This is a genomic window from Mesorhizobium sp. GW821-FHT04C10 (genome assembly GCF_059420305.1).
In genome coordinates, this window is sequence record NZ_JBWKTL010000001.1 from 418163 (window position 1) to 442117 (window position 23955).

The 23955-nt window shown below is 63.0% G+C and carries 21 protein-coding genes and 1 riboswitch; of the genes, 15 read left to right on the plus strand and 6 right to left on the minus strand.

Going from position 1 to position 23955, the window contains the following annotated elements:
• Positions 1-35 precede the first annotated feature (35 nt).
• The 10 genes from AC07UC_RS01880 (at position 36) to AC07UC_RS01925 (ending at position 12894) form a co-directional block, all read left to right on the plus strand.
• Positions 36-2021 carry a CocE/NonD family hydrolase gene (locus AC07UC_RS01880; RefSeq protein WP_494903696.1) on the plus strand — a complete coding sequence of 662 codons (1986 nt, stop codon included), beginning with the start codon at positions 36-38 and terminating at the stop codon, positions 2019-2021.
• A 154-nt stretch (positions 2022-2175) separates the two neighbouring features.
• Positions 2176-3762 (plus strand): ABC transporter substrate-binding protein, encoded by a 1587-nt coding sequence (locus AC07UC_RS01885; protein WP_140770197.1) that lies wholly within the window; start codon positions 2176-2178, stop codon positions 3760-3762.
• Positions 3763-3778: 16 nt separating this feature from the next.
• Positions 3779-4738 (plus strand): ABC transporter permease, encoded by a 960-nt coding sequence (locus tag AC07UC_RS01890; RefSeq protein WP_202324896.1) that lies wholly within the window; start codon positions 3779-3781, stop codon positions 4736-4738.
• 10 nt (positions 4739-4748) lie between these two features.
• Positions 4749-5573, plus strand: a complete 825-nt coding sequence (locus AC07UC_RS01895) for an ABC transporter permease (protein WP_172371154.1) — start codon at positions 4749-4751, stop codon at positions 5571-5573.
• A complete protein-coding gene (locus tag AC07UC_RS01900) occupies positions 5573-7243 on the plus strand; it encodes an ABC transporter ATP-binding protein (RefSeq protein ID WP_140770199.1) in 1671 nt (556 codons plus the stop codon). Before AC07UC_RS01895 ends, AC07UC_RS01900 begins: the two co-directional genes overlap by 1 nt.
• 173 nt (positions 7244-7416) lie before the next feature.
• Positions 7417-9006, plus strand: coding sequence for an ABC transporter substrate-binding protein (locus AC07UC_RS01905; RefSeq protein ID WP_140770201.1), 1590 nt, complete (start codon positions 7417-7419; stop codon positions 9004-9006).
• A gap of 97 nt (positions 9007-9103) precedes the next feature.
• A complete protein-coding gene (locus AC07UC_RS01910; protein ID WP_494903701.1) occupies positions 9104-9943 on the plus strand; it encodes an alkaline phosphatase family protein in 840 nt (279 codons plus the stop codon).
• 281 nt (positions 9944-10224) lie between these two features.
• Positions 10225-10791, plus strand: a complete 567-nt coding sequence (locus AC07UC_RS01915; RefSeq protein ID WP_140770205.1) for a sigma-70 family RNA polymerase sigma factor — start codon at positions 10225-10227, stop codon at positions 10789-10791.
• Positions 10788-11456, plus strand: a complete 669-nt coding sequence (locus AC07UC_RS01920) for an anti-sigma factor (protein WP_494903703.1) — start codon at positions 10788-10790, stop codon at positions 11454-11456. Before AC07UC_RS01915 ends, AC07UC_RS01920 begins: the two co-directional genes overlap by 4 nt.
• Positions 11446-12894, plus strand: a complete 1449-nt coding sequence (locus tag AC07UC_RS01925; protein ID WP_494903704.1) for a S8 family serine peptidase — start codon at positions 11446-11448, stop codon at positions 12892-12894. The genes AC07UC_RS01920 and AC07UC_RS01925 overlap by 11 nt, the downstream gene beginning before the upstream one ends.
• A 15-nt stretch (positions 12895-12909) precedes the next feature.
• On the opposite strand, the gene AC07UC_RS01930 is transcribed toward AC07UC_RS01925, so the two are convergent.
• The 3 genes from AC07UC_RS01930 to AC07UC_RS01940 all read right to left on the minus strand — a co-directional run bounded on the left by AC07UC_RS01930 (position 12910) and on the right by AC07UC_RS01940 (position 15738).
• Positions 12910-14256, minus strand: a complete 1347-nt coding sequence (locus AC07UC_RS01930; protein ID WP_494903706.1) for an NAD(P)/FAD-dependent oxidoreductase — start codon at positions 14254-14256, stop codon at positions 12910-12912.
• 167 nt (positions 14257-14423) lie between these two features.
• On the minus strand, positions 14424-15446 hold the full coding sequence (locus AC07UC_RS01935) for a substrate-binding domain-containing protein (protein ID WP_140770213.1): 1023 nt from the start codon (positions 15444-15446) through the stop codon (positions 14424-14426).
• Positions 15447-15462: 16 nt separating this feature from the next.
• Entirely contained in the window at positions 15463-15738 is a 276-nt protein-coding gene (locus AC07UC_RS01940) for a hypothetical protein (RefSeq protein WP_494903708.1), read from the minus strand.
• A gap of 70 nt (positions 15739-15808) precedes the next feature.
• Between AC07UC_RS01940 and AC07UC_RS01945 the strand changes: the two genes are divergently transcribed.
• From AC07UC_RS01945 to AC07UC_RS01965, 5 genes are all read left to right on the plus strand, one after another.
• A complete protein-coding gene (locus tag AC07UC_RS01945; RefSeq protein WP_494903710.1) occupies positions 15809-17164 on the plus strand; it encodes an ABC transporter substrate-binding protein in 1356 nt (451 codons plus the stop codon).
• A gap of 195 nt (positions 17165-17359) precedes the next feature.
• The gene (locus tag AC07UC_RS01950) at positions 17360-18373 is read left to right on the plus strand and encodes a carbohydrate ABC transporter permease (RefSeq protein ID WP_494903713.1); all 1014 of its coding nucleotides are present in this window, start codon (positions 17360-17362) and stop codon (positions 18371-18373) included.
• A gap of 1 nt (position 18374) precedes the next feature.
• Positions 18375-19529: a carbohydrate ABC transporter permease gene (locus tag AC07UC_RS01955; protein WP_140770219.1), complete on the plus strand. Its 1155-nt coding sequence runs from the start codon at positions 18375-18377 to the stop codon at positions 19527-19529.
• A gap of 4 nt (positions 19530-19533) precedes the next feature.
• Positions 19534-21198 carry a beta-galactosidase BglA gene (gene bglA, locus AC07UC_RS01960; protein ID WP_494903715.1) on the plus strand — a complete coding sequence of 555 codons (1665 nt, stop codon included), beginning with the start codon at positions 19534-19536 and terminating at the stop codon, positions 21196-21198.
• 31 nt (positions 21199-21229) lie between these two features.
• Complete coding sequence (locus AC07UC_RS01965; RefSeq protein ID WP_056569096.1) at positions 21230-22342, plus strand: ABC transporter ATP-binding protein; 1113 nt, start codon at positions 21230-21232, stop codon at positions 22340-22342.
• 77 nt (positions 22343-22419) lie between these two features.
• Here AC07UC_RS01965 and AC07UC_RS01970 read toward each other — a convergent pair whose 3' ends face one another.
• The 3 genes from AC07UC_RS01970 to AC07UC_RS01980 all read right to left on the minus strand — a co-directional run bounded on the left by AC07UC_RS01970 (position 22420) and on the right by AC07UC_RS01980 (position 23201).
• Positions 22420-22656, minus strand: a complete 237-nt coding sequence (locus AC07UC_RS01970) for a DUF680 domain-containing protein (RefSeq protein ID WP_140770224.1) — start codon at positions 22654-22656, stop codon at positions 22420-22422.
• A 68-nt stretch (positions 22657-22724) separates the two neighbouring features.
• Positions 22725-22928: a DUF680 domain-containing protein gene (locus AC07UC_RS01975; RefSeq protein WP_140770226.1), complete on the minus strand. Its 204-nt coding sequence runs from the start codon at positions 22926-22928 to the stop codon at positions 22725-22727.
• A 72-nt stretch (positions 22929-23000) separates the two neighbouring features.
• Positions 23001-23201, minus strand: a complete 201-nt coding sequence (locus tag AC07UC_RS01980) for a DUF680 domain-containing protein (protein ID WP_140770228.1) — start codon at positions 23199-23201, stop codon at positions 23001-23003.
• A 494-nt stretch (positions 23202-23695) separates the two neighbouring features.
• Positions 23696-23896: riboswitch (cobalamin riboswitch) on the plus strand.
• Positions 23897-23955: the final 59 nt, after the last annotated feature.

The window sequence follows — 23955 nt, forward strand, 5'->3', positions numbered from 1 at the left end:
TGAAAGTTGCCGCGCCGCGGGGCGTTATGCGCACCATGAAAACCATTACCGAATTCCCCCGCAAAGTCGTCGAATTTCCTGACATGGGCATCGTCATGCCGGATGGCTGCCGGCTGTCGGCGCGGGTGTGGATGCCGGAAGATGCCGGCGACGATCCGGTGCCTGTCATCCTCGAGCACCTGCCCTATCGCAAGCGGGACGGCACCATCTTTCGCGACCAGCTGACGCATCCCTATTTTGCCGGCCACGGCTACGCTTCGATCCGCGTCGACATGCGCGGCAATGGCGATTCCGAAGGGCTGATGGACGACGAGTATTCCGACCAGGAATTGCAGGACGCCTGCGACGTCATCGCCTGGGCGGCGGCCCAGCCCTGGTGCAACGGCAATGTCGGCATGATGGGCATCTCCTGGGGCGGCTTCAACTGCCTGCAGGTGGCGGCCAAGCAGCCGCCGGCGCTGAAGGCGGTGATCAGCCTGTGTTCGACCGTCGACCGCTATGCCGACGACATCCACTACAAGGGCGGTTGCCTGCTGATCGAGAATTTCGGCTGGGCCTCGACGATGTTGTCCTATTCGTCGCGGCCGCCGGATCCGCTGATCGCCGGCGACAACAGATGGCGGGACCTGTGGCTGACCCGGCTGGAGAACCAGTCGTTCCTTGCACCGCTGTGGCTGAAGCACCAGCACCGCGACGCCTACTGGAAACGCGGTTCGATCTGCGAGGATTTTTCCGCCATTCATGCCGCCGTGCTGTCGATCGGCGGCTGGCATGACGGCTACCGCAACACGATCTCGCACCTCGTGACCAACATCGAGGCGCCGGTAAAGGGCATCGTCGGCCCGTGGATCCACAAATATCCGCACTATGCCGGCCCCCAGCCGGCCATCGGCTTTCTGCAGGAGGCCCTGCGCTGGTGGGACCATTGGCTGAAGGGCGCCGAGACCGGCGTCGAGGACGATCCCGCCTACCGCGCCTATGTGATGGACAGCGTGCGCCCGGCACGTTGGCACCCGGAGCGGCCAGGCCGCTGGGTGGCCGAGACACAATGGCCCTCGCCCACCATCAAGATCCAGACGATCGATCTGCTCCCCAAAGGGAGCCAACCTGCCATCGTCGCCTCGCCGCAGAATTGCGGCCTCGCCGGCGGCGAATATTTTCCGTTCACCTTCGGACCGGAATTGCCGGGCGACCAGCGCCCCGACGATGCGCTGTCGGTGTTTTTTGATCAGCCGCTGCTCACGGAGGCGATCGACATCGTCGGCGCGCCGGAGGTCGAGGTCACGTTCTCTTGCGACCGCCCACAGGCCAACATGGCGATCCGGCTGTGCGACGTGCATCCCGACGGCGCTTCGGAACTGATCTCCTACGGCGTGCTCAACCTGACGCACCGGGTGTCGCACGAATTTCCGCAGGCGCTGGTGCCGGGCGAAACCGTGTCGGCGCGCGTCGTGCTCGATCAATGCGCCTATCGCGTGCCGGCAGGCCACCGGCTGCGCATCGCGGTGTCGAACGCCTACTGGCCTGTCATCTGGCCCTCGCCGCAGCCGGTGCAACTCGCCTTGTCGGCCGCGACGCTGGCCCTGCCGCTGCGCCCGCTGGCGACCGGCGACGAAACGACGTTCGCCGAGCCGGAAGGCGCTGCGCCCTGGGCCACGGAAACAGTCCGGCCAGCCAATTCCGAGCGCCATGTCGATCGCGACGAAAAGACGGGGATCGTCACGCTTTCCATATCTGATGATTTTGGCGAGGTGCGCGATCTCGACCATGGCCTGGTCAACGGCAGCATCGTCCGCGAGACCTGGGCGATCCATCCCGACGATCCGCTGTCCGCCTCGGGAAAAACCCATTGGACCCAGACCCTGTCGCGGAATGAATGGTCGGTCCGTACCGAGACATGGGCAGAGATGCGGTCGGACGCGGAAAACTTCATCGTAAGCGCGAGAATCGAAGCCTATGAGGGTGAAAAAATCGTCTTCGAGCGCAATTTCGAGGAAAAGATTCCACGCGCGCTCGTTTGAGATCCCAAGGCGTTGGTCCAAATGCGACGTACGATTTACGCCACGGCATGTCGCATTCGGTCTTGCTTACGGCATTGGCTTACCCTCATTATTCAGGGAGAATTAAAAACAAAAATCGACCGTAGAGTCGAACCAACAGAGTGAGGAACTCAATATGTCAAACGAACTGGAATTCCTTAGCCGGCGTGTCGCAGCGGGCAAGCTGAGCCGTCGTGACTTTCTCGGCAGGGCGGCGGCACTCGGCATCGCCGCACCTTTCGCCAACTCGCTTCTTTCAAGTGCGGCGCGCGCGGCAGGCCCGGTCAAGGGCGGCACGCTGAAGGCCGGCCTGGTCGGCGGTGAATCCACCAACAGCCTCGATCCGGCACTGATGATGACGCAGGTGCCGTTCGCCTTCGGCAAGTGCTGGGGTGAAATGATCGTCGAGCTGTCCCCCGACGGCAAGCTCGAGAACCGCATCGCCGAAGACATCGGCTCTTCCAAGGACGCCAAGGTCTGGACGCTGAAGATCCGCGACGGCGTCGAGTTCCACAACGGCAAGACCGTGACCGCCGAGGACGTGGCCGCCACGCTCGAGCGCCATTCGGACGAGAAGTCGAAATCCGGCGCGCTCGGCTACATGAAGGGCATCGAGACCATCAAGGCCAGCGGCAAGGAAGTGGTGCTGACCCTGAAAGAGGCCAATGCCGACCTGCCCTACCTGCTCAGCGACTATCACCTGATCGTCCAGCCTAATGGCGGCAAGGACAAGCCCGATGCCGGCATCTCGGCCGGCCCGTACGTGGTCAAGACCAACGAGCCCGGCGTGCGCCATGGCGGCGAGCGTTTCGCCAACTACTGGCAGGGCGACAAGATGGGCCATGCCGACCAGATCGAAGTCATCGTCATCAATGACGCGACGGCGCGCACGGCGGCCCTGCAGGGCGGCCAGGTCAACATGATCAACCGCGTCGAGCCGAAGATTGTCGACCTGATCAAGCGCGTGCCGGGCGTGACCATCCGCAACCATGCGGGTCCGGGCCACTATGTCTTCATCATGCATTGCAACACGGCGCCGTTCGACAACAACGACCTCAGAATGGCGCTGAAGCTCGCTATCGATCGCGAGGAGATGCTGACCAAGGTGCTGCGCGGCTATGGCTCGCTCGGCAACGACTTCCCGATCAACGCCGCCTACCCGCTGTTCACCGAGATCGAGCAGCGCAAGTACGATCCGGACAAGGCCAAGTTCCACTACAAGAAGTCGGGTCATGACGGCACCGTGCTGCTGCGGACCTCGGACGTTGCCTTCCCCGGCGCGGTCGATGCCTCCCAGCTCTTCCAGCAGAGCGCGGCCAAGGCCGGCATCAAGATCGAGCTCAAGCGCGAACCCGGCGATGGCTACTGGAACGAGGTCTGGAACAAGCAGCCCTTCTGCGCTTCCTACTGGGGCGGGCGTTCGACGCAGGACCAGATGTACTCGACCGCCTATCTGTCGACTGCCGACTGGAACGACACGCGCTTCATGCGTCCGGACTTCGACAAGATGGTGCTGGCGGCGCGCGCCGAACTCGACGAGGCCAAGCGCAAGCAGATGTACCACGACATGGCTGTGCTGGTGCGCGACGAAGGCGGTCTGATCCTGCCGATGTTCAACCAGTTCATCGACGCCACCGGCGCCAAGGTCGATGGCTGGGTGGACGATCCGCACCAGGAACTGATGAACGGCTACGCCCTGGCGAAGTGCTGGCTGCAGGCCTGAGTCCGGCTTTGCAGAGATGTCTTCACCCATCCTGAAACTAATCGCCCAGCGCATTGCGCTGGGCATCCTCCTTCTGTTGGCCATATCGGTCCTGATCTTCGCCGGCACCCAGATCCTGCCCGGCGACGTCGCGCAAGCCATTCTGGGACAATCGGCGACACCGGAGTCGCTCGCCAATCTACGCGAGCAGCTCGGGCTGAACGATCCGGCCTATGTCAGGTATTTCCATTGGCTCGGCGGTGTGCTGACCGGTGACCTCGGCACGGCAATGTCGAGCGGCCAGGATATCGCCACCTCGATCAAGGGCCGGCTGTGGAACACGCTGTTCCTCGCCTTCTGGGCGGCGATCGTGGCGGTGCCGCTGGCGATCATCCTCGGCCTGATCGCCGTGCGCTTCCGCAATGGCTGGGTCGACAAGCTGATCTCCGGGCTGGCGCTCGCCTCCACCTCCTTCCCCGAATTCTTCATCGGCTATCTCCTGGTCTATTTCTTCGCCGTGAAATGGCAGATCTTCCCCGCCATCTCGACCGTCTATGACGGCATGCCGTTCGGCGAGCGGATGCAGGCCATCGCGCTTCCGGCGACGGCGCTCACCCTTGTGGTGCTCGCCCACATGATGCGCATGACCCGCGCGGCGATCCTCAACGTCATGCAGTCGGCCTATGTCGAGACGGCGGAGCTCAAGGGGCTTTCGGCCTTCGCGGTCATCCGCAAGCACGCCTTCCCGAACGCGATCGCGCCGATCATCAACGTCGTCATGCTCAATCTCGCCTATCTCATCGTCGGCGTGGTCGTGGTCGAGGTGATCTTCGTCTATCCCGGCATGGGGCAGTATCTGGTCGACCACGTCACCAAGCGCGACGTGCCGGTGGTGCAGGCGGTCGGCCTGATCTTCGCCGCCGTCTATATCAGCCTCAACATCATCGCGGACATAGCGGCGATCGTCGCCAATCCGCGTCTCAGACATCCAAAGTGAGGGGGCGGGCATGCTCGATATAAAACGCATCCCCATCCCCGCCCTGATCGGCCTGGTGCTGACCGCCCTGTTCGTGCTGGCGGCGGTCTTCGCACCGTTGATCGCCCCGCACGCCAATGCCGAGATCGTCGGCGACGTCTGGGAGCCGATGTCGGCAACGCATTGGCTGGGCACCGACAATCTCGGCCGCGATCTCTTGTCGCGCATGATCTACGGCGCGCGCATCACCCTGTTCATCGCCGTGCTGGCCACCGCGCTGTCCTTCTCGCTCGGCGCCATACTCGGTTTCTCGGCGGCGGTGTTCGGCGGCTGGTTCGACACGATCCTGTCGCGTCTGGTCGACCTTTTGATGTCGATCCCGACGCTGATCATGGGCCTGGTCGTGCTCTCCGTGCTGCCGACGAACCTGGTGACGCTGATCCTGGTCATGGGCATCCTCGACTCGACACGCGTCTACCGCCTGTCGCGCGCTGTCGCCGTCGACATCAACGTCATGGACTATGTCGAGGCGGCAAAACTGCGCGGCGAAGGCAGTGCCTGGATCATCTTCCGCGAAATCCTGCCCAATGCGCTGTCGCCGCTGGTTTCGGAACTCGGGCTGCGCTTCATCTACGCGGTGCTGTTCCTGTCGACGCTGTCCTTCCTCGGCCTTGGCGTGCAGCCGCCGGACGCCGACTGGGGCGGCATGGTCAAGGAGAACAAGGACGGCATCGTCTTCGGCATTGCCGCCGCGCTCATCCCGGCGGGAGCGATCGCGGCGCTAGCCATCTCGGTCAACCTTGTTGCCGACTGGATCCTCAACCGCACGACAAGCCTGAAGGGAGGACGCGGGTGATGGCCGACAGCAAAGCGAAACCCGGACAACCCAAGCCAGGCGTGCTGCTCGATATCAGGAACCTGCGCATCGAGGCCACGGTGTACCCGCCCGGCGAGGCGCCAAAGAACATCGTGCTGGTGCACGATGTCTCGCTGACGCTGGAAAAGGGCAAGGTGCTGGGCCTGATCGGCGAATCCGGCGCCGGCAAGTCGACCATCGGCCTGTCTTCCATGGGCTATGGCCGCGGTGGCGTGCGCATCACCGGCGGCGAGGTGATCCTCAACGGCCGCGACATCCTGAAGGGCGGCAAGGAAGGTTTCCGCAAGCTGCGCGGCCGCGAGGTCTGCTATGTCGCGCAATCAGCGGCGGCCGCCTTCAATCCGGCGCACCGGCTGATGGACCAGGTGGTGGAAGCCACGCTGCTGCACGGCACGGCGACACGCGCCGAGGCGGAAAAGCGAGCCGTCGCGCTGTTCAAGAAGCTCAGCCTGCCAAACCCCGAGACCATCGGCGAACGCTTTCCGCACCAGGTATCGGGCGGCCAGCTGCAGCGTGTGATGACGGCAATGGCGCTGTGCTCGGAACCAGACCTGATCGTCTTCGACGAGCCGACGACGGCGCTCGACGTGACGACGCAGATCGACGTTCTGGCGGCGATCAAGGACGCCATCCGCGACACCCATGTGGCGGCGCTCTACATCACCCACGACCTGGCGGTGGTCGCCCAGGTCTCCGACGAGATCATGGTGCTGCGCCACGGCCGGCTGGTCGAATGGGGCGGCACAAGGCAGATCATCAAGGAGCCGCGCCAGGAATACACCAACGCGCTGGTCTCGGTGCATGAGATAGAACATTCCGAACAGAAGCCCGGCGCGACACCGTTCCTCTCGGTGAAGAACGTCACCGCGGCCTATGGCGGCGGCCAGGTCAAGGTGCTGAAGAACGTCTCGGTCGATATCTACCCCGGCCAGACACTGGCCGTGGTCGGCGAATCCGGCTCCGGCAAGTCGACGCTGGCGCGCGCCATCACCGGACTTCTGCCGCCCGAGCAGGGCAACGTCACCTTCGACGGACGGCCCCTGGCCAACCGGCTTGCCGACCGGCCGAAGGAGGATCTGCGCCAGTTGCAGATGATCTACCAGATGGCCGACGTGGCGATGAACCCGCGCCAGACCGTCGGCACCATCATCGGCCGCCCGCTCGAATTCTATTTCGGCATGCGCGGCCGCGAACGCGACAAGCGCGTTGCCGAACTGCTCGACGAGATCGAGATGGGCAAGGGTTTCCTCGACCGCTATCCGGCCGAGCTTTCGGGCGGCCAGAAGCAGCGCGTCTGCATCGCGCGCTCGCTTGCCGCCAAGCCGAAGCTGATCATCTGCGACGAGGTCACTTCGGCGCTCGACCCGCTGGTGGCCAACGGCATCCTCAAGCTGCTGCTGAACCTGCAGGAGCACGAAAAGGTCGCCTATCTCTTCATCACCCACGACCTGGCGACGGTGAAGTCGATCGCCGATTCGATCGCGGTGATGTATCGCGGCGAAGTGGTGCGCTACGGCTCGAAGAGCAAGGTTCTCACGCCGCCCTTCGATGCCTATACGGACCTTCTCTTGTCGTCGGTTCCGGAAATGGAGATCGGCTGGCTGGAAAAGGCCATCAAGGGGCGGCGCATGGCCAGCGCGGGGAACTGAGCAATTCGGGAAGGCGAGCGGGTTTTCCGCTCGGAATTGCGCTGAAGCAAAGGGATGGACTGAAGCGGCTGGCCGGGGAGCGACCATCGTCATCAGCATGCAACACAAGGGCGCCACAGGTCCTTCCGGACGGGCGCCGCTGGTGTGACGTTATTTTCAACAAGGGGTAGGACATGAAGACTGAACTCGACCATCTCGCTGAGCTCGCCGGCCAGGGCCGGATATCACGTCGCGACTTCCTTGGCCGCACCGCGGCGCTGGGTGTGTCGGCGGCGCTGGCAACGACGCTGGCCGGGAAAGCCTTCGCACAGACGCCGGTCAAGGGCGGCATCCTCAAGGCCGGCCTGCAGGGCGGCGAATCGACCAACAGCCTCGATCCGGCGCTGAACCTCAGCCAGGTCACCTACAGCTTCGGCAAGCAGTGGGGCGAATATCTGGTCCGATTGATGCCGGACAACAGCCTGACCAACATGATCGCCCAGGAGATCGGCGCTTCCAAGGACGCCAAGACTTGGACGATCAAGGTGCGTGACGGCATCGAGTTCCACAATGGCAAGACGGTGGCAGCGGAAGACATCGCCGCCACGATCGAGCGCCATGCCGACGAGAAGTCCAAATCCGGCGCGCTCGGCATCCTCAAGAACATCAAGGGCGTCAAGGCAAGCGGCAAGGAAGTCATCGTCACGCTCGGCGATGCGGACGCCGACTTCCCCTACCTCATGGCCGACTACCATCTCGTCATCCAGCCGAATGGCGGCAAGGACAATCCGAATGCCGGCATCAGCGCCGGCCCCTACAAGGTCACCGTCAACCAGCCCGGCGTGCGCCATGGCGGCGAGCGCTTCGCCAACTACTGGCAAGGCGACAAGCTGGGCCATGCCGACCAGATCGAGATCGTCGTCATCAATGACGCCACGGCGCGGCTGGCCGCGCTGCAGGGCGGCCAGGTGCACATGATCAACCGCGTCGAGCCAAAGGTCGTCGACCTGGTCAAGCGCATCCCGGGCGTCACCATCGAGAACGTGTCGGGCAAGGGCTACTATCCGTTCAACATGTTCTGCGACACGGCGCCGTTCGACAACAATGACCTTCGCATGGCGCTCAAGCTCGCCATGGACCGCGACGAATTGCTGGAAAAGATCCTGCGCGGCTACGGCTCGGTCGGCAATGACTTCCCGATCAACGAAGCCTACCCGCTGTTTTCCACTGACATCGAGCAGCGCAAGTTCGATCCGGAAAAGGCGGCGGCGCTCTATAAGAAGTCGGGCCACAGCGGCTCCATCCTGCTGCGCACCTCCGACGTCGCCTTCCCCGGCGCCGTTGACGCGGCCCAGCTTTACCAGCAGAGCGCCGCCAAGGCCGGCATCAAGATCGAGATCAAGCGCGAGCCGGGCGACGGCTACTGGTCGGAGGTCTGGAACAAGCAGCCCTTCTCGCTCTCCTACTGGGGTGGGCGCGCCACGCAGGACCAGATGTATTCCACCGGCTACGTTTCGACCGCCGACTGGAACGACACGCGCTTCAAGCGGCCGGAATTCGACAAGATGCTGTTTGCAGCGCGCGGCGAACTCGACCAGGCCAAGCGCAAGGCGATCTACCACGACATGGCGGTGCTGATGCGCGACGAGGGTGGCCTGATCGTGCCGTTCTTCAACCAATTCATCGATGCCGCCGCCACCAACAAGATCAGCGGCTTTGCCAAGAGCCCTATCGGCGAAATGATGGACGGCTACGCACTCGGCGAGTGCTGGCTCAACGCTTAGTCGAACCCTGCCTGTCTGATTCACGTGTAAGAACGCCGTGTGCCCGAAACGGCACACGGCGTTCCCGTTTCAACTGCTAGACATCATGGAGCTGCCCATGGCGCTCAAATCCAAGCTTCTGCTGATCATCCTCGATGGTGTTCCCTACAGGAACTGGCGCCGGCTGATGGGCAATCTCGAGGGCTGGGTGCAATCGGGCGACGCGCGGGTCTGGAAGATGCGCTCGGTGCTGCCGTCGACCTCGGCCTGCTGCTATGCCTCCATCCACACCGGCGTGTCACCGCAGGTGCATGGCATTCTTTCCAACGAGAACCGCTTCCGAGTCGCGCAGCCCGACATCTTCTCGGAAGTCAGCAAGGCCGGAGGCAAGACAGGCGCGGTGACGCATTCCTACTGGTCCGAATTCTTCCGGTCCTATCCGTTCGACCTGGTCGAGGACATGGAATATGACGAGCCTGGTGGTCCGATCACGCATGGCCGGTTCCACACCATGACCGGCTACAATGCCCGTAACCAGATGACACCGAGCGACGTCGACCTGTTCGCGACGCTGACCATGCTGACGAAACGCCACGGCATCGACTACGGCATCCTGCACACATGCACGCTGGACTCGATGGGCCATCGCTTCGGCCACGACTGCCACGAGATGGACCATGCCGTCTATGCGATGGACGGCATGCTGGCAGCCTTCCTGCCGGGCTGGATCGAAGCAGGTTACGAGGTCATGGTCACCGCCGACCACGGCCAGACCGACCGTGGCCACCATGGCGGCCATGACGACGAAATGCAGGATTTCGCGCTGTACTATTTCGGTCCGGCGAAAGGCCCCGAGGGCGACACGCTGCTCGACCAGTTGCAGCTGGCGCCGACCGTGTTGAGCCGGCTCGGCGTGCCGGTGCCGGCGACGATGAAGGCGAAGACGTTTCTGGGGTGAGCGCAACTTTCCCTTCTCCCCTTGTGGGAGAAGGTGGCCTCGCGAAGCGATGTCGGATGAGGCTGCTCCAGCCTGGCGACGACGGCACTCCGTCACCCACCCCTCATCCGTCTCGGCGCTGCGCGCCGATCCACCTTCCCCCACAAGGGGGGAAGGAAGAGGCGCCCCTACTGGCAACCTCCCCTTTCTTCGGTTAGCCTCCGCGAATTCCTTGGCGGAGGATGAACCTTTTTGGACCGATCAGCGACAGAGCAGGCAGGAGCCAGGCGGCTCGACCGGCCATGACGGCAGCGACGGATACCGATCGCGCGCTTGTCGACCGTGTCGCGAAGGGTGATCGTGCCGCCGTGCGGCTCCTGTTCATGCGTCACCACGCGCGGGTCTACCGCTTCGTGGCGCGCCAGACGGGATCGGAAATGATGGCTGACGATATCGCGAACGAAGTCTTCCTCGAATTGTGGCGCCAGGCGCCAGGTTTCGAGGGACGCTCCGAAGTCTCGACATGGCTGCTCGGCATCGCCCGGTTCAAGGCGCTGTCCCTGCTGCGCAAGAGGAAGGAAGACTGGATCGACGACGAGGCCGCCGCCGCGGTGCCCGACGGCGCCGACACGCCGGAGGTCGTCACGATGAAAGAGGACAAGGCCGCCGCCTTGCGCCGCTTTGTCGATGCCTTGCCCGAAGAGCACCGCACGGTGATCGACCTTGCCTATTATCACGGACAGTCGGTGACCGAGATCGGTGAGGTGCTCGGCATCCCGGTCGCGACCGTCAAGACCCGGATGTTCTACGCCCGCAAGAAACTCGGAGAGGCCCTCAAGGCCGCCGGTTACGACAGGGGGTGGCCATGAGCGCCGCTGAAAAAATGTCGCGCCGCGACGAAATGGAAACGCTGCTGCCGTTCTACCTGAACGGCTCGCTGGAAGGCTCGGAGCTGGAAGCCGTCGAAGAATGGCTGGCGACGGATCCGGCCGCAATGGCAGCCCTTGGCGAGGCCGAGGCCGAATTCTCCGGCATATCGGCCGCCAATGAGGCGATCCGTCCGCCGGCCGATGCGCTCAGCCGCTTCGCCAGGGCACTCGATGCCGAAGCGGGGCCGGCACGGGCACCGGCGGGCTCCTCCTGGCTGGCGCAGGCCTGGGGGCGTTTCATGGCGGTGCCGGCCGGTGTCGCCTGGGCCACGGCCGCGGTGTTGCTGGCACTGATCGCTGTGCAGTCCCTGGTGCAGCCCGGCGGCAAGGGCAAGGACTTCGAGATCGCCGGCGCCGAAGACGACCTGGCGAAAATGCCGTTCGCGCTGGTCAAGTTCAAGCCTGATGCGAAGATGTCCGATATTTCGGGCTTCCTCGGCAGCGGCGGGTTGAAGGTCATTGGCGGACCGACCGCCGATGGCGTGTTCCGGCTCGGCATTCCCGCGGCCAACGCAGCCGAATACACCAAGCAGCTCGGCCTTATTGCTGCCCAGCCGTTCACCGAGACTGTGATAGAGGGAAGGAAACCGGCTGATGGCGGCTGAGGCGGTCGTTCGATTTGCGGTGGTCCTTGCGGCGGCGATGACAATCGCCGCCGTGCCTGCATCGGCACAGACCAACGACACTACTGGCGACCAGACGAAGATCGACTGCCGCAACGGCACCAATGCGGCAGGAGCCGACTGCGCCAAGGACAACGAAAAGGACGGTTCGGGGGCATCGCGGCCCGGCGCCGTCTTTCTTCCGGCCCTGATCGTCGACCTCTTTCCCAATCCCGCCGAAACTCCGGTGCCCGTGCCGACACCCGCACCGCGCCAGGATCCGGCTACGCCGCCGGCCGCCCCCGCCGATACGCAACCGGGAACCTCGGCCGGGGGGGCGATCGTCTCGCCCACCGATCTCATCGCCGTTCAGCCGCCGCGCGCGGTGGTGGGCGATTTCGTGCCCGACGAGGTGCTGGTGACCGTCGACGGCGATGCCGGCGCCGTGCAGCAGATCGCCGCCTCTTTCGGCCTTCAGGTTCGTTCGCAGCGCCAGTCGCGGCTGCTCGGCACCACGCTGGTGCGTTTCGGCATTCCCGACGGCCGCCCTGTCGGTGTCGTACTGGCGCAGCTTGCCGCCGACGGCCGCACGCAGCGCCGCGAGCCCAACCACATCTACTCGCTGCAGCAGGCGGCCGGCATCGTCAACTATGCCTTCGACCGCATCGCGCTCGATGCCAAACAGGCCAGCGGCGAAAACGTTCGTGTTGCCGTCATCGACACCGGCATCGACGACACCAACCCGGCGCTGGCCGGCGTCATCGCCGCGCAGTTCGACGCCATGCCCGACGTGCCGATCGAGAAGCGCGATCATGGCACTTCGATCGACGGCCTGATCGCCGGCGTCGGCGCGCTGGAAGGCATGGCGCCGGGCGCCAGGATCTACCATGCCCGCGCCTTCGAAGGCGGCAAGTCGACCATGGACGTCATCCTGTCGGCACTCGACTGGGCGGCCGAGCAGAATGTCAGCATCATCAATATGAGCTTCGTCGGGCCGAAGAACGACCTGCTCGGCGCCGCCTGCCGCAATGCACGGGCGCTCGGCATGGTGCTGGTCGCCGCTGCCGGCAATAACGGGCCGAAGGCGCCCTATGGCTATCCGGCCGCCTTCGACGGCGTCATCGCGGTGACCGCGACCGACGCCAAGGACGCTCTGATGCCGCAGGCCAATCGCGGCGCCTACGTCTTCATTTCGGCGCCCGGCGTCGAGATGGTGGCGCCAAGCGGCGCCGGCTCGGACGTGGTCACCGGCACCTCGTTCGCCGCGGCGATCGTGAGCGGCGCCATCGCCAATCTCCTCCATGCCGCGCCGGGCCGCTCGGCCGACGACATCGAGAAGGCACTGGCGGCGACAGCGAAGGATCTCGGCCCCAAGGGGCGCGACAACGACTTCGGCTACGGACTGCTGGACATCAAGGCGGCCGAAGCGGCGAAGCAATGAGCCTGGGCACCGACACTATAGAGATGGGCCCAATCGAACGGCGCTTCCATCATAGAAACGCGACAGCCGGAAGCGGCTGAGATCATGCCCAGTCTCGTTTCCCTGTATCATGTCGGAAACGACGCGACCGATTCCTGGCCCGATACCAAACCCGTGACCACTCATGCCGGTCGCGACGAAAAGACCACCGACCGCCTCCACGCGATCCACGACAGGGACGACATCGGGCATGGCGTCGATCATGCCTGCCCAGCCCGCCTTTAGGCGAAGCGTTTCGAACTGTGGAAAAAGGTGTTTGAAATTGCGTTCTATCGAACGGAGGCCGGAGCGTTCGGCGGCTGGGTTGAGCACCCGCATCCTTTCGAAGGGGCTGCGGGAATCCGGTGCCCAGTCGCGCGGCGTAGACCAGCTGTCGGGGTAGCCTGACGGAGCGAACGGAGAGTAACGCGTTCCGAACGGATTGGCCATGAGGGCTGGAAGATACTTGGTGGCGTGCCGGAACGCGTCGGGCCCGACGTAAAGCAAATTGCTGCCTCCCGGGGCGAGCGTGTATCCGCCATCCTGTCTGCGCCTGAACGCGATGTTGTCGTCGGCCGCCGCACCGGAATAGATTTCGGGCAGGGGTTCCGTGGCGGCCACGGTTACCCTGACGCTGAGCTGAGGGACGGACACGCCGTGTCTTGCCAGGAGCAGGGATGACCAGGCGCCGCCCGCGACCAGGACGCTGGAGGTCTCTATGTACCCCGCCTCGGTCCACACGCCCTTGATCCTGCCCGCCGAGATTTCGAGGGTCCGCACGGCGCAATTCTCTACGATCCTGGCACCTTTTCGGGCGGCAAGCCGCGCAAGCGCGGGCACCGCCAACCAAGGCTCCGCACGCATGTCGGAGGGCGTCGTCATCGCACCCTTGAACCTGCGCGACATGCCCTTGATGAGTTTTGCGGTTTCGTCCGCGTCCAGGAGGCGAGTGTCGAGTTCATGGATCGCGGCGATCTTCATGAATTTTTCGAAGCCGGCCATTTTCTTGTCCGAGCTTGCCAGGTAGGTCACACCTGTCTGGTTCAGACCGATGTCTTCGCCGCATTCCTCAGCCAGCTGCCGCCATAGGCGAGACGCCTCGATAACAATCGGCAGTTCATCCGCGTCTCGCCCCTGCTTTCGAATCCAGCCCCAATTTCGGGAGGACTGCTCGGCCGCAACGCGTCCTTTTTCCAGCAGCGTCACCGGAATGTTGCGCTGCGCAAGGAAAAGAGCGGTCGTCACGCCAATGATACCGCCGCCCACAATGACCACCTCCGAAGTCTTCGGCGGCGGACCGGCATGTCGGATTGGATCCGCTTCGGAGAAGGGGAATATGGGCAAGTGGCGCATCCTGGGAGGAATGATCGATGGCTCCGGCCTACTGGTTGCCACCCTCCAAAAGCCAAATCAAGAGCAGACGCAGGCGGACCGTTATCCCACGACACGGCAATCGATCGTCCGGCAAGGTCCACAAGGGGCCGGCTCCGCAGGGTGATTGGGTCTGTCTCCTATGCCGGCGCACCGGCGACCGAGCCCCGCACCACCAGATCGACCGGCCAGACCTCGCCGCGGGCGCCTTCTTCCAGGCCCGATATCCGTGCCGCCAGCCGCTCGGCGACGCGCTCGCCGGCGAGACGGATGGATGAGCGCGTCGTCGATAACGGTACGGAAAAGTTTTCCGGCTTCAGCCAGGGGAAGACATCGTCATGGGCGATCAGCGAGACATCGCCGGGAATGGTGAGGCCGAGGTCGCGCACCGCGCGCACGACGCCAAGCGCCATGATCAGGCTTGAGCAAGCGATCGCCGTCGGCGCGTCGCTCGCCTCAAGCAATCGCCTGGTGGCGCGATAGCCGTTTTCTTCGGTCATGGCCACCGAGCAGACGTGGCGCTCGCCGAGGGTCAGTCCGCTCGCGGCGAGCGCCCGGCGCACGCCGCGTTCGCGATGGATGGCAAAGGTTTCGCGGTCGTCGCCATTGATCAGCGCCAGCCGCCGGTGGCCAAGCTGGACCAGCAACCGCGCCGCCTCGTGGAAGGCACCCTCATTATCGATGTCGAGATAGGGATAGTCGAAATCGAGGCCTTCGCTGCGGCCGTGGACCAGATAAGGGATGCCGAGCGTGCTGACCAGCGCCACCCGGCTGTCCTGCGGCCTTGGCGACGAGATGTAGACGGCATCGACCTGCCGGTTGGCGACGATGCGCCGGTAAGTGGTCTCCTGGTCGTCGGCATCGGCCGGCGACAGCACAAGATCAAGCTCATGCGAGCGGGCATAGTCGCCGAGGCCGGACAGGAATTCGACGAAATGCGGATCGATGTCGACGGCCGCACCCGTCGGCAGGACATAACCGATCATGCCGGACTTGCCGGTCGCCAGCCGGCGCGCGCTCGGATTGGGGCGGTAGCCATGGCGCTTGGCGGCGTCCATCACGCGCCTGCGCGTTTCCTCGTTGACCTCCGGGTAGCCATTCAGCGCCCGGCTTACCGTGGTCTGCGAAAGCGCCAGCATATGCGCGAGCTGCTTGAGGTTCACAACGGCCTCCATTCCCTCAAAGCGCTTTTAAATTGAATCGACCCAAGTGCCACAAGGCCGCCAGGGCATCGACACAACCATAAGCGGGGTCGAGATCGGTTTGAAACAGAAAATTGCTGTTGCGCTGCCAAAAAGCATGCTGCGGTGCACTTTTGATGTCAGAATCGGCGAGATTAAATCGATTAGCTAACCGAACCTCTTGACTTCCGGTCGATTCAGTGGCGAGATCAGGAAAGCCAAAGCGCTTTGGAAGACTCTTCGAAAGGTTGCGGTTCCCTTGCGACTGAGTCACAGTCCTGCGGCGTCGGCGGGCGGAATGGAGGTTCCGTCCGGTGTGTGTGACCCACTGGGAGGGAATACCGATGAAGAAAATGCTTTTGCTGGGTGCTGCGTTTGCCACGCTCGCCCTGAACGCGCCCGCGCATGCAGAACTGAAGTTCAAGCCGGGCGAGGACAAGCGTTTCAACTGGGCAAATTACGAAGACCTGAAGAAAGTCGATCTCAAGGGCGAGACCCTAACCATCTTCGGGCCGTGGCGCGGCGAGGACGAGGCGCTTGCCCGTTCGGTGCTCGATTATTTCGCCGAAGCGACCGGCGCCGAGGTGAAGTACTCCTCTTCCGAGAACTATGAGCAGCAGATCGTCATCGACACCCAGGCCGGCAGTCCGCCAAACATCGCCATCCTGCCACAGCCGGGCCTGATCCAGGATCTTGCTTCCAAGGGCGTCCTGACCCCGCTGGGCGACGACGTCGCCGCCTGGATCAAGGAGAACTATGCCGCCGGCGACTCCTGGGCCAAGCTCGGCACGTATAATGGCAAGGACGGCAAGCCGGGCTTCTATGCCTTTCCCTACAAGATCGACGTGAAGGGGCTGGTCTGGTACTCGCCCGACAATTTCGACGAAGCCGGCTACAAGGTACCGAAGACGCAAGAGGAACTGGCCGAGCTCGAAAAGAAGATCATCGCCGACGGCGGCAAGCCCTGGTGCATCGGGCTTGGCTCGGGCGGTGCGACCGGATGGCCGGCGACCGACTGGGTCGAGGACATCATGCTCAGGACGCAGCCGCCGGAAGTCTACGACAAGTGGGTCAAGAACGAGATCCCGTTCACCGATCCGGCGGTGGTCAACGCCATCGACATCTTCGGCAAGATCGCCACAGACGACAAGATGGTGGATGGCGGCGCCAAGGCAGTGGCGGCGACCGACTTCCGCGACAGCCCGAAGGGCCTCTTCACCGTGCCGCCGAAGTGCTACATGCACCATCAGGCGTCGTTCATCCCCTCCTTCTTCCCGGAGGGCGTGAAGCTCGGCCAGGATGCGGATTTCTTCAACTATCCGCCTTACGCCTCCAAGCCGGAACTCGGCACGCCGCTGGAAGTGGCCGGAACATTGGTCATGATCACCAAGGATTCCAAGGCATCGCGCGAGTTCATCAAGTTCCTCGAAATGCCGCTCGCGCATGAATTGTGGATGGCGCAGAAGAGCTTCGTCACGCCCTTCAAGGGTGCCAACAAGGACGCCTATGGCAGCGATGCGCTGAAAAAGCAGGGCGAGATCCTGGTCGGAGCGACGACGGTTCGCTTCGACGGTTCCGACCTGATGCCCGGCAAGATCGGCGCCGGCTCATTCTGGACCGGCATGATCGATCTGGTCGGTGGCAAATCCGCCCAGGACGTGGCCGCCGACATCCAGAAGAGCTGGGACGCGATCAAATGACCAGCCCGGGCAAGTGACCAGCCCGGGTTCAGGTGCAATCCAGACTTTCCTGATCCTCATACCGAATCCGGGCCCCGGCCCGGATTCACCGGCAGCACATGCCGGAAGCCTTTCGCGTTCGATTGTTCCGAATAACGAAATCGGTGCATCCAATCGCCAGCACTGCCTGGCCGATCATGCGCAGGGAGAGGGACCATGGCGGCTCAGATCTTCTCGGCCATATTTGTCATCATCATCGGCGTCGGCGGCTGTGTCGCTTATTTCTGGGGCGCCAACAAACTCCTCGACTTGACCTTCCCCTCGCGCGGGGTTTCCGGCACGACCGCCGTGAACAATCTGCGCCGGCAGGGCCTGGTGCGGCCATGGCTGTTCGTCGGCCCGGCGCTGATCATTCTCACCATCTACCTGATCTACCCCGTGATCGCGACACTGTGGCTCTCCTTCCTCGACCGCGGCGGCGAGAACTTCGTCGGCTTCGCCAACTACGAGTGGGCGCTTCGCGATCAGGATCTGCGAAACTCGATCCTGAACAACATCCTGTGGCTGGCCGTGGTGCCCGCCGCCTGTACTTTCCTCGGACTGATCATTGCCGTGCTCACCGACAAGATCTGGTGGGGCACGATTGCCAAGAGCCTGATCTTCCTGCCGCTGGCCATCTCCTTCGTCGGCGCCAGCGTGATCTGGAAGTTCATTTACGAATATCGCGGCGAGGGCCAGGTGCAGATCGGCCTGCTCAACGCCATCATCCAGCATTTCGGCGGCCAGCCGCAGGTTTGGATATCGCTGCCGTTCTGGAACAATTTCTTCCTGATGATCATCCTGATCTGGATCCAGACCGGTTTTGCCATGGTCATCCTGTCCTCGGCGCTGCGCGGCATCCCGGAGGAGACGCTGGAAGCCGCCGTCATCGACGGCGCCAACCCGTTCCAGATCTTCTGGAAGATCATGGTGCCGCAGATCTGGGGCACGATCGCGGTTGTCTGGACCACCATCACCATCCTGGTGCTCAAGGTGTTCGACATCGTGCTGACCATGACCAACGGCCAATGGAACAGCCAGGTCCTGGCCAATCTGATGTTCGACTGGATGTTCCGCGGCGGTGGCGATTTCGGCCGTGGCGCGACAATCGCCATCATCATCATGATCGCGGTCATCCCGATCATGGTCTGGAACATCCGCCAGGCGAACAAAGAGACGGGAGGGCATTGAAATGGCCGTCGCGACCGGAAATTCCTTCGCCAGCCGTTTCGGCGTCCATATAGCGGTGCTGGTCTTCGTGACCATCTGGACCATTCCGACACTCGGCATCCTGGTCTCGTCGCTGCGCGACAAGGATCAGATCGTTGCCTCGGGCTGGTGGAATTCGTTCGCCAGTTCCAGCCAGACCGAGGCCGGGCGCCTGCCCCCCGCCTCGGCGCAGACCCAGAAGGACGGCAAGTTCGTCCTCGAGGGCAACATTTTCGGCGACGGCGCCAGGCGCAGCATCAGTGCGTTCGGCGTCAAGGCGGCGTCACCGACACAGTATCCGGCCGGCACATCGGCAGACCTCGGTGACGGCGTGACCTTGCAGGTCAATGCCGACGGCAGCTTCGTCATGGCCTCGCCCAAGGCGTTCGAAGGCGATCGCGGCCAGCGCGTCTACTATGCCTCGTCGGCGCCGCCGAAATTCACCACCGACAACTACCAGACCGTGCTGTTTTCGGAAGGCATCGGCCGCTCGTTCATGAATTCGCTGACCGTCACCATCCCGGCGACCGTCATTCCGATCCTGATCGCCGCGTTTGCCGCCTACGCACTGGCCTGGATGCGTTTTCCTGGCCGTGCGCTGCTGATCGCGGTCATCATCGGCCTCCTGGTGGTGCCGCTGCAGATGTCCCTGATCCCGCTGTTGAAACTCTACAACGGCGTCGGCACTTTCTTCGGGGTGCCGTCGAAGACCTACCTCGGCATCTGGCTGGCGCATACCGGCTTCGGCCTGCCCTTCGCCATCTATCTGCTGCGCAGCTATATTGCCGGCCTGCCGCGCGAGATCATGGAATCGGCCCGCATCGACGGTGCCAGCGATTTCGAGATCTTCGTCAAGATCGTGCTGCCGCTGTCCTTCCCGGTGCTGGCCTCCTTCGCCATCTTCCAATTCCTGTGGGTATGGAACGATCTGCTGGTGGCGATGGTTTTCCTCGGTACGGCACCCGACCAGATCGTGTTGACAGCCAAGCTCAATGCGCTGCTCGGCTCTCGCGGCGGCAACTGGGAGATCCTGACGACATCGGCCTTCATCACCATCATCGTGCCGCTGATCGTCTTCTTCTCACTGCAGCGCTATTTCGTCCGCGGGCTGCTTGCCGGCTCGGTGAAAGGAGGCTGAAACCATGCAATCCGCTTTGAAGGCCAGCTCGAAGCCTGACCTTGCCGTCGATCGCGACTGGTGGCGAGGGGCCGTGATCTACCAGATCTATCCGCGCAGCTACCAGGATTCGAACGGCGACGGGATCGGCGACCTCAAGGGCATTATCGGGCGGCTGCCCTATATCGCCGCGCTCGGCGCGGACGCCATCTGGATCTCACCCTTCTTCAAATCGCCGATGAAGGATTTCGGCTACGACGTCTCGGACTATTGCGACGTAGACCCGATGTTCGGCACGCTGGCCGATTTCGATGCGCTGACGGCGGAGGCGCATCGGCTGGGCCTCAAGGTGATGATCGACGAAGTGCTGTCGCACACCGCCGACAACCATCCCTGGTTCAAGGAAAGCCGGTCGAGCCGCGCCAATCCGAAGGCGGACTGGTATGTCTGGGCGGACGCCAGGCCGGACGGCACGCCACCCAACAACTGGCTGTCGATCTTCGGCGGATCGGCGTGGCAGTGGGACACCAGCCGCCAGCAATACTACATGCACAATTTCCTGGCCGAACAGCCCGACCTCAACTTCCACAACCGCGAAGTCCAGGACGCCCTGCTCGACGTCACCCGCTTCTGGCTGGAACGCGGCGTCGACGGCTTCCGCCTCGACACGATCAATTTCTACTTCCACAGCCAGGGCCTGGAAAACAATCCGCCGCTGCCGCCTGAACAGCGCAACGACCAGACAGCGCCGGCGGTCAATCCCTACAACTACCAGGACCATCTTTACGACAAGAGCCGCCCGGAAAACCTCGGCTTCCTCGAACGCTTCCGCGCCCTGCTCGATGAATATCCGGCGACCGCCGCGGTCGGTGAAGTCGGCGATTCGCAGCGCGGGCTGGAAGTCGTGGCCGCCTATACCGCCGGCGGCAAGCGCGTGCACATGTGCTATTCCTTCGACTTCCTGGCGCCGGAAAAGATCAGCGCGGCCAAGGTCCGCTCGGTGCTGGAAGCCTTCGGCAAGGTCGCCAGCGACGGCTGGTCGTGCTGGGCGTTTTCCAACCATGACGTGATGCGCCCGGCCTCGCGCTGGGCTGCCGACGAGGCCGACCCGACCGCCTATCTCAAGGTCATCTCGGCATTGCTGATGTCGCTGCGCGGCTCGGTCTGCATCTATCAGGGCGAGGAGCTCGGGCTCGGCGAAGCCGAATTGCGCTTCGAGGATCTTCAAGATCCCTATGGCATCCGTTTCTGGCCGGAATTCAAGGGCCGCGACGGCTGCCGCACGCCCATGGTGTGGGATGGCAACGCCACGAATGGCGGCTTCTCCCAGGCAAAGCCGTGGCTGCCGGTGCCGGCAAAACATCTGGCGCAAGCGGTCAATGTCCAGCAGGGCGACCAGGCTTCGCTGCTCGAACACTACCGGCGCTTCCTCACCTTCCGCCGTGCCCATCCGGCGCTGGCCAAGGGCGATATCACTTTCATCGAAAGCGAGGGCGACACTGTCACGTTCACGCGCCGGGCGGGCAATGAGCAAGTCGTCTGCGTCTTCAACCTCGGCGCCAAGCCGGCCAAGGTCGACCTAGGCGGACCATCACTGCAACCCTTGCCGGGACACGGGTTTTCCGGGCAGGCGAGCACCGGTTCGATCGAACTTGGTGGTTACGGCGCCTGGTTCGGGCGCATCGACTGAATCTTTTTGAGAGATCACTGGGAGGAAACCAATGGCCGATGTCAATCTGAGACAAGTGAAGAAGTCCTACGGCAATCTCAATATTCTCCACGGCATCGACCTCGATATCAAATCGGGCGAATTCATCGTCTTCGTCGGTCCGTCGGGCTGCGGCAAGTCGACCTTGCTGCGCTCGATCGCCGGGCTCGAGGAAATCACCTCGGGTGAGCTCAAGATCGACGGCGAGGTCGTCAACGACGTGCCGCCGTCGAAGCGCGGCATCGCCATGGTGTTCCAGTCCTATGCGCTCTATCCGCACATGACCGTCTACGACAACATGGCGTTCTCGATGAAGATCGGCAAGGAGAACAAGGCCGAGATCGACCGCCGCGTGCGCCAGGCGGCGGAAATCCTGCAGCTGACCAAATATCTCGACCGGCTGCCCAAGGCGATGTCGGGTGGCCAGCGCCAGCGCGTCGCCATCGGCCGCGCCATCGTGCGCAATCCGAAAGTGTTCCTGTTCGACGAGCCGCTGTCGAACCTTGACGCCGCACTGCGCGTCGCCACGCGCATCGAGATCGCCAAGCTCAAGGAATCGATGCCCAACACGACCATGATCTACGTCACCCACGACCAGGTCGAGGCGATGACGCTGGCCGATCGCATCGTCGTGCTCAAGGATGGCCACATCGAGCAGGTCGGCACGCCGATGGATCTCTACAAGAAGCCCGGCAATCTGTTCGTCGCCCAGTTCATCGGCTCGCCGGCCATGAACATCCTGCCGGCGACGATCGACAAATCAGGCAGCCCTACCGTCGTCAGCCATGTCGGCGGGCGCAAGGCTACGGTGCCGATCACGACGCCGGCCTCGGCGAAGGGTGCGGCTGTAAGCTTCGGCGTGCGGCCGGAGGACCTGATCATCGCCACCGGCGCGGACTATCTGTTCGAGGGAACGGTCGATTACGTCGAGCAGCTCGGCGAGGTTCAACTGGTCTATGTCGACATCGGCCGCGCCGACCTGCCACTGGTGACCAAGCTGCCGGGCAATGTCGAGGTCAAGCGCGGCTCGACGCTGCGGCTGACCGCCAATGCCGAGGACTTGCATATCTTCGACACGGACGGGCGGTCCTTCGCGCTGCATGAAGCGGAAGCAAAGGCCGCTTAAGAAGCCCGTCTCGACGGCAGAAACAAAAATAGCGGCGGGCAAGGCCCGCCGCTCTCTTTTACGATCGACTTTGGCTGTTAGTGGCCGAAGAGGTTCCGGTCGGCGCCCTGGGGCGCGGACTTCTGCACATCGCCCGACGAATTGAGCAGCTTGTAGACGGGCGAATCGCCGTTGCGGATCGAAGCCGTGCGCGAGTTGTCGACAGAAGTCGCGGCAGGCTGGTTGGCGCCATTGGAGTTGAAGTTGTCACTTCCGGCGAAAGCGCTGCCCGAGAGAGCCAGAACGGCGGCGGCGGCGATGATGATCTTGTTCATTTCAAGTCTCCTGAATTTCAAGTTTCAACGGGACGGCAGGCATGCCCGCCACCCCGGAGAATCGGCCGTTAGTGGCCGAAGAGGTTGCGGTCGGCACCCTGGACAGGTGTCTGGGCAGCCGGTTCCGACTTCTTGATCGAAGCGGTGTACGAGCTGTCGGTCGAAGTGACAGCGGGCTGGTTGGCGCCATTGGAGCCGTAGTTGTCGCTGCCGGCGAAGGCGCTGCCGGAGATAGCCAGAACGGCGGCGGCAGCAAGGATGATCTTCTTCATTTCAAGTCTCCTGAATTCTTCGAGTTCCGCCAAGGCGGCGAGCCAGGGCCACCGCCTGCTGGAAATCGACTGTTAGTTGTTGCCGAAGAGGTTGCGATCGGCACCCGTGACAGGCGCCTGAGCAGCCGGTTCCGACTTCTTGGTCGAAGCGGTGTACGAATTGTCGACGGCAGCAGTGGCTGCAGCGGCATTCGAACCATAGTGATCGCTACCAGCGAAGGCGCTGCCGGAAATGGCCAGAAGGGCGGCGGCAGTGAGAACAATCTTTTTCATTTTTGGTACTCCAGTATTTTCCCGTCCGTCTAGCGGCGTGTCTTGGGATTAAAATCGCGTCGTTCGGACAGCCCCGATGTGGGAAAGCCATGTGGCCGTTTCCAATCACGAAGTTGTTCCGTGTGGACCAAGAATCCACCACTTGAAATTGTACCAAGGCATTCCACTGCAAACATTTTTCTTTTTGATATCAATCGATTAGATAAAACCAGCAATACGATCACCTGGTGTATCGACGGCTCAGCGTTCACAGCGTGCTGTACGCACCGTCAACAGAAACGAACCGTTCGGTTCGATTTTAGAATCTGCTAATAGTCACTTTTCGAAACCGTTAACCCTTTTTGCTTCGGTTCCGGGGCGATTTCGATAGCCGGCATCGTCGTCACCGAGACGCGTTTCGTGGCCGTTCTTCCTGACTCGATCGTTGCTGAAGCGTGTCGCGCCACATGGATGCGATGTCGCTTTCATGCCGATGTCGCATGCGCTGTCGTGATTAGATCATGGCCATCTCAGGTGCCGCTTCGTGACGACGGGGCGGAGAATTGGGAAGCCGGTCAAAGTCCGGCGCTGCCCCCGCAACGGTGGTGGAGTTCAAGTCGCAACGGGAGACCACTGGGCGAAAGCCTGGGAAGGTGTCGCGACCGTCCGAAAGGACACTCCAGAGCCCGGAAACCAGCCCGAGATTTTTGAACTCGACTGATCGCGGTGGGCGGTCAAGAGGTGGATAGTGCATGACAGGCGCTTCGCCGGGGAC

Bases quoted from the DNA above. Each gene is read 5' to 3' on its own strand.
- AC07UC_RS01905 (WP_140770201.1), top strand. From the start codon at position 7,417: ATGAAGACTGAACTCGACCATCTCGCTGAGCTCGCCGGCCAGGGCCGG.
- AC07UC_RS01970 (WP_140770224.1), bottom strand. From the start codon at position 22,656: ATGAACAAGATCATCATCGCCGCCGCCGCCGTTCTGGCTCTCTCGGGC.
- AC07UC_RS01910 (WP_494903701.1), top strand. From the start codon at position 9,104: ATGGCGCTCAAATCCAAGCTTCTGCTGATCATCCTCGATGGTGTTCCC.
- AC07UC_RS01895 (WP_172371154.1), top strand. From the start codon at position 4,749: ATGCTCGATATAAAACGCATCCCCATCCCCGCCCTGATCGGCCTGGTG.
- AC07UC_RS01975 (WP_140770226.1), bottom strand. From the start codon at position 22,928: ATGAAGAAGATCATCCTTGCTGCCGCCGCCGTTCTGGCTATCTCCGGC.
- bglA (WP_494903715.1), top strand. From the start codon at position 19,534: ATGCAATCCGCTTTGAAGGCCAGCTCGAAGCCTGACCTTGCCGTCGAT.
- AC07UC_RS01880 (WP_494903696.1), top strand. From the start codon at position 36: ATGAAAACCATTACCGAATTCCCCCGCAAAGTCGTCGAATTTCCTGAC.
- AC07UC_RS01945 (WP_494903710.1), top strand. From the start codon at position 15,809: ATGAAGAAAATGCTTTTGCTGGGTGCTGCGTTTGCCACGCTCGCCCTG.
- AC07UC_RS01900 (WP_140770199.1), top strand. From the start codon at position 5,573: ATGGCCGACAGCAAAGCGAAACCCGGACAACCCAAGCCAGGCGTGCTG.
- AC07UC_RS01950 (WP_494903713.1), top strand. From the start codon at position 17,360: ATGGCGGCTCAGATCTTCTCGGCCATATTTGTCATCATCATCGGCGTC.
- AC07UC_RS01965 (WP_056569096.1), top strand. From the start codon at position 21,230: ATGGCCGATGTCAATCTGAGACAAGTGAAGAAGTCCTACGGCAATCTC.
- AC07UC_RS01980 (WP_140770228.1), bottom strand. From the start codon at position 23,201: ATGAAAAAGATTGTTCTCACTGCCGCCGCCCTTCTGGCCATTTCCGGC.
- AC07UC_RS01925 (WP_494903704.1), top strand. From the start codon at position 11,446: ATGGCGGCTGAGGCGGTCGTTCGATTTGCGGTGGTCCTTGCGGCGGCG.
- AC07UC_RS01955 (WP_140770219.1), top strand. From the start codon at position 18,375: ATGGCCGTCGCGACCGGAAATTCCTTCGCCAGCCGTTTCGGCGTCCAT.
- AC07UC_RS01915 (WP_140770205.1), top strand. From the start codon at position 10,225: ATGACGGCAGCGACGGATACCGATCGCGCGCTTGTCGACCGTGTCGCG.
- AC07UC_RS01890 (WP_202324896.1), top strand. From the start codon at position 3,779: ATGTCTTCACCCATCCTGAAACTAATCGCCCAGCGCATTGCGCTGGGC.
- AC07UC_RS01920 (WP_494903703.1), top strand. From the start codon at position 10,788: ATGAGCGCCGCTGAAAAAATGTCGCGCCGCGACGAAATGGAAACGCTG.
- AC07UC_RS01885 (WP_140770197.1), top strand. From the start codon at position 2,176: ATGTCAAACGAACTGGAATTCCTTAGCCGGCGTGTCGCAGCGGGCAAG.